The sequence below is a fragment of the Methylobacterium segetis genome (assembly GCF_004348265.1).
GTDB lineage: Bacteria > Pseudomonadota > Alphaproteobacteria > Rhizobiales > Beijerinckiaceae > Methylobacterium > Methylobacterium segetis.
Map to the genome: position 1 here is coordinate 1 of NZ_SMNT01000202.1, position 3,769 is coordinate 3,769.

At 74.1% G+C, this 3,769-nt stretch carries 2 protein-coding genes and 1 pseudogene; 1 reads left to right on the forward strand and 2 read right to left on the reverse strand.

Going from position 1 to position 3,769, the window contains the following annotated elements:
• Window positions 1-168 precede the first annotated feature (168 nt).
• Complete coding sequence (locus tag E1J50_RS25875) at window positions 169-1,992, forward strand: enoyl-CoA hydratase-related protein (protein WP_132257107.1); 1,824 nt, start codon at window positions 169-171, stop codon at window positions 1,990-1,992.
• Between the two features lie 4 nt (window positions 1,993-1,996).
• On the opposite strand, the gene E1J50_RS25880 is transcribed toward E1J50_RS25875, so the two are convergent.
• Complete coding sequence (locus E1J50_RS25880; RefSeq protein WP_132257109.1) at window positions 1,997-3,238, reverse strand: TetR/AcrR family transcriptional regulator; 1,242 nt, start codon at window positions 3,236-3,238, stop codon at window positions 1,997-1,999.
• 134 nt (window positions 3,239-3,372) lie between these two features.
• Window positions 3,373-3,769 (reverse strand): annotated as a pseudogene (locus E1J50_RS25885) (MFS transporter); the annotation flags it as partial.

Below are 3,769 nucleotides of genomic sequence, written 5' to 3' on the forward strand. Positions count from 1 at the left end.
CCACTGAGGCGTACGTCAACAAGAGCGACTGCATCGCCAACGCACGGCGCAACGGCATGGATTGCGACCCACAATAGGACCCATCTCCCTCCGGGCCCGCAGCCCCGGCGCCTCCGCCTCCGGCCCGTCCCATGCTAGGGGCAGGCCGGAGAACCGGATGGAGCCGCCATGGGAAGCCCAAACAGCCCAGGAAGCCGGAAGAGCGTCACCGACCTGCGGCGCGCCGGGGCGATCGCGATCCTCACCCTGGCCTCGCCGCCGGTGAACGCCCTCTCGGAGGCCCTGCGCCTCGGTATCCGCGACGCGATCACGGCCGCCGGAGAAGACCTGGAGGTCGGCGCGATCGTGGTGATCGGCGCGGGCCGGATGTTCTGCGGAGGGGCGGACATCACCGAGTTCGGGCGGCCCTGGCAGGGGATCGGCCTCGGCGCGCTCCTCGACCGCGTGGAGGACACGCAGAAGCCGGTCGTCGCCGCGATCCACGGGATGGCGCTGGGCGGCGGCCTCGAACTCGCGCTCGCCTGCCATTACCGGATCGCGACGCCCTCCGCCCGCCTCGGCCAGCCGGAGGTGAAGCTCGGCCTCGTGCCCGGCGCCGGCGGGACGCAGCGCCTGCCCCGCCTGATCGGCACCGAGAAGGCCCTCGACATGATCGTCTCCGGCGATCCGATCGACGGGCGGACGGCCCTCGATCTCGGCCTCGTCGACGCGCTCGCCGCGGAAGACCGGCTGGAGGCGGAGGCGATCGCCTTCGCGGAGCGGGTCATCGCGGAGGAACGGGGGCCGCGCCGCATCCGCGACAGCGACGCGCGGCTGGAGCCCGGCCGCGTCGGCCTGTTCGCCGCGGCCCGGGAGGCGGCGGCGCGGCGCTACCGCGGCTTCGAGGCGCCCCAGGCCTGCATCGCCTGCGTGGAGGCGGCGGGCACGCTGCCCTTCGCGGAGGGGCTCGCCTTCGAGGAGCGGACCTTCTTCGCCCTGATGATGGGCGAGCCGTCGATCGCCCAGCGCCACGCCTTCTTCGCCGAGCGCGAGGCGGGCAAGATCCCGGATCTGCCGGCGGCCACGCCGAAGCGTCCGGTCCGGCGCGTCGCCCTCCTGGCCGGTGCCGCGGACCTGGCGGAGGTTTTCTCCAGCGCGGGTCTGCCGGTCGTCCTGGGCGAGACGGCGACCTCCGAGACCGTCGGCGCCTGCGATCTCGTCGTCGCCCCCGCGGATGGGCCGATGGCCCGGCTCGACGCCCTCGCGGGACCGGATGCGATCGTCGCCCTGACCGGCGCCGAACCCGACCTCGACGCGCTCGCCGCGGGAAGCGCGCACCCGGAGCGGATCGTCGGGCTCCGGGCCGGCGGTTCGGCCCCCGGTGACCGCCTTCTCGAAATCATGCGCGGCCGCGCCACCGCGCCGGACGTGCTCGCGACGGCGATGGCTCTCGGGCGCAGCCTCGGCCGGGTCGCCGTGGCGACGCGCCCGGGCGGCTTCATCGGGCCGAGGATGCTCGCCCGCCTGCGGCGCGAGGCCGACCGCCTCATCCTCGACGGGGCGAGCCCCGCGCAACTCGCCCGCGTGCTCGACGGATTCGGGCTGGCGACGGCTGGGCTCGGCCTCGCCGACCGCGCCGTCGCGTCGCCCGAGCGGGACGAGGCGGTACGCCTCGCCGCCGATCACGCCGGGATCCATCGCCGGGCGGTCTCCGACGACGAGATCCTGGAGCGCTGCCTCGATGCCCTGGTGAACGAGGGCGCGCGGCTCCTCGACGAGGGCGTGGCCCTGCGGGCCTCCGACATCGACGTCGTCTGGGTCAACGGCTACGGCTGGCCGGCCTATCGCGGCGGGCCGATGCACTGGGCGGACGGACTGGGCCTGCCCCTCCTGCGGGACAGGCTCCGCTCCCGCGCGGAAAACCTCGGCCCGGATTTCGCGCCGTCGCCGCTCCTCGAACGCCTCGCCGCCGAGGGGCGCCGCTTCGGCGATCCCGGCCGGGCGCAGGGGTAGAGGCTCAGGCCGGTGCCCGGGCGTAGAGGCCGGCGAGCAGCGGGTAGACGTAGTGGCGCTCGGCGGCCTCGGCGTCGATGCCCTGCGCCCAATCATCGAGTTCCGAGGCGGCATCGATCATGCTGTTGACGACCTGCGCCGCGATCGAGGGGTCGCAGGCGCGGATCGAGCCGTCCGCGACCCCGTCGACGATCGGGAAGGCGACCCGGTCCCAGAGGCGGTGCATCGTGCCGGTGACGCCGCCGCGCAGGCTGTCCGGCAGGGCGCCGACCGCGATCCAGCGGAGCAGGGGGCCGGATTCCGAGAGCTGGTGGCGGACCAGCGCGCGGCTCAGCGCGGTGAGGCGCTCCCAGCCCGTTCCGCCCGCCTCCTCCGCCGCGTCCTGGGTCCGCCGGATCCGGTCGAAGGTGCGGGCGAAGCAATTGGCGACGAGGTCGTCCTTGTTGTCGTTGTGGTGGTAGAAGGAGCCCTTGGTGACGCGCAGCTGAGCCGAGATCTTCTCCACTGAGGCGCCGCGGTAGCCCTGCTCGTTGATGAGGCTCGTGGCCGCGCGCAGGAACGCATCGGTCGGGCCGCCCTCGGCTGCCGGAACCTCGACGACGCGCCCCGCGGCGGGCGGCCAGGGGCTGAGAGGCCCCGCAAGGCCGCGCAGGAGGATGTCCGCCACGCGGCTCGCGACCCGGGCGTAGTCGTCCGGCTCGTAGCGCTCGATCCAGACGCGCAGGGTCTGGACGATCGAGACCAGAAGATGGGTGCGGGCGTTGCGCTCGATCCGGCCGAGATCCGGCAGGGCCTCCGGCCCGAGCACCAGGGCGCGCATCCGGCGGAAGAAGGCGTTGTAGGCGGAGAACACGGTCTCCGCCTGCGGGTCGGGCAGGGCGCGCACGTCGTGGAAGCGGATCAGCGCCGGCTGCTCCCCCGTCGCCATCGCGGCGAGACCGCGCGCGTAGCGGTCGAGGAAGGCGCGCAGGCGCGCCTCGGGCGTCGGCTCCGCCTCGGCCTCCGCGATCAGGGCGTCGAGCCACGCGATCTTGGCGAGGAAGCAGGCCGCCGCGAGATCCTCCTTGCGGCGGTAATAGTAGGTGATCGAGTTCGTCATCAGGCCGACGCTGCCCGAGACGTCGGCCAGCGAGGTGCCGCGGATGCCCCGCTCGTTGAAGCGCTTGGCGGCCGCGTCGAGGATCGCCTGACGCTTCTCGGCGAAGCGCTTGGTCTGCCGCGGGACCGGGCTCGTGGTGTCCGACATACCCAGGGTTGAGCACGGGCGCGCCGGGCTGACAAGCGCCCTCGGGCCGCGCCCGGCCGCCCCGCATACCCCGAACACGAAAACGGGGGCCGGAGGGCCCCCGCTCGCTGCGTCCGCGAGGCGTATCCGCCCGGTCAGACCGGGGCTGGCTCGAGCCCGGCCGGCACTGGCGCGGCTTGCGCCGGCTCCAGCACCTTGCCACGCGGCCCGATCCACTGGCCGACCCAGCGGCGCTGCCAGAGGTAGAGGCAGCCGAGCACCAGCGCCGCGAAGGCGGCGTAGCCCACGAAGCCGATGGCGAAGGAGCCCGTGTACTGCTTGGACAGACCCATCACGTTCGGCAGGATCGCGCCGCCGAGCGCCCCGACCTCGCCGATCATCGAGCCCGCCACCGCCGTGTTCGTCGGCCAGCGGAGCGGGACGAGCTGGAACAGCGCGCCGTTGCCGGCCCCGAGCGCGGCGAAGCAGAGCATGAACAGGATCGTGGTCAGGGCGAGCGAGGGCGCCGAGGTGAGGAGCAGGAAGGAGGCG

What these genes read in the sequence shown, in the direction of transcription:
- E1J50_RS25875 (WP_132257107.1), top strand. Translation starts at nt 169, where the DNA reads ATGGGAAGCCCAAACAGCCCAGGAAGCCGGAAGAGCGTCACCGACCTG.
- E1J50_RS25880 (WP_132257109.1), bottom strand. Translation starts at nt 3,238, where the DNA reads ATGTCGGACACCACGAGCCCGGTCCCGCGGCAGACCAAGCGCTTCGCC.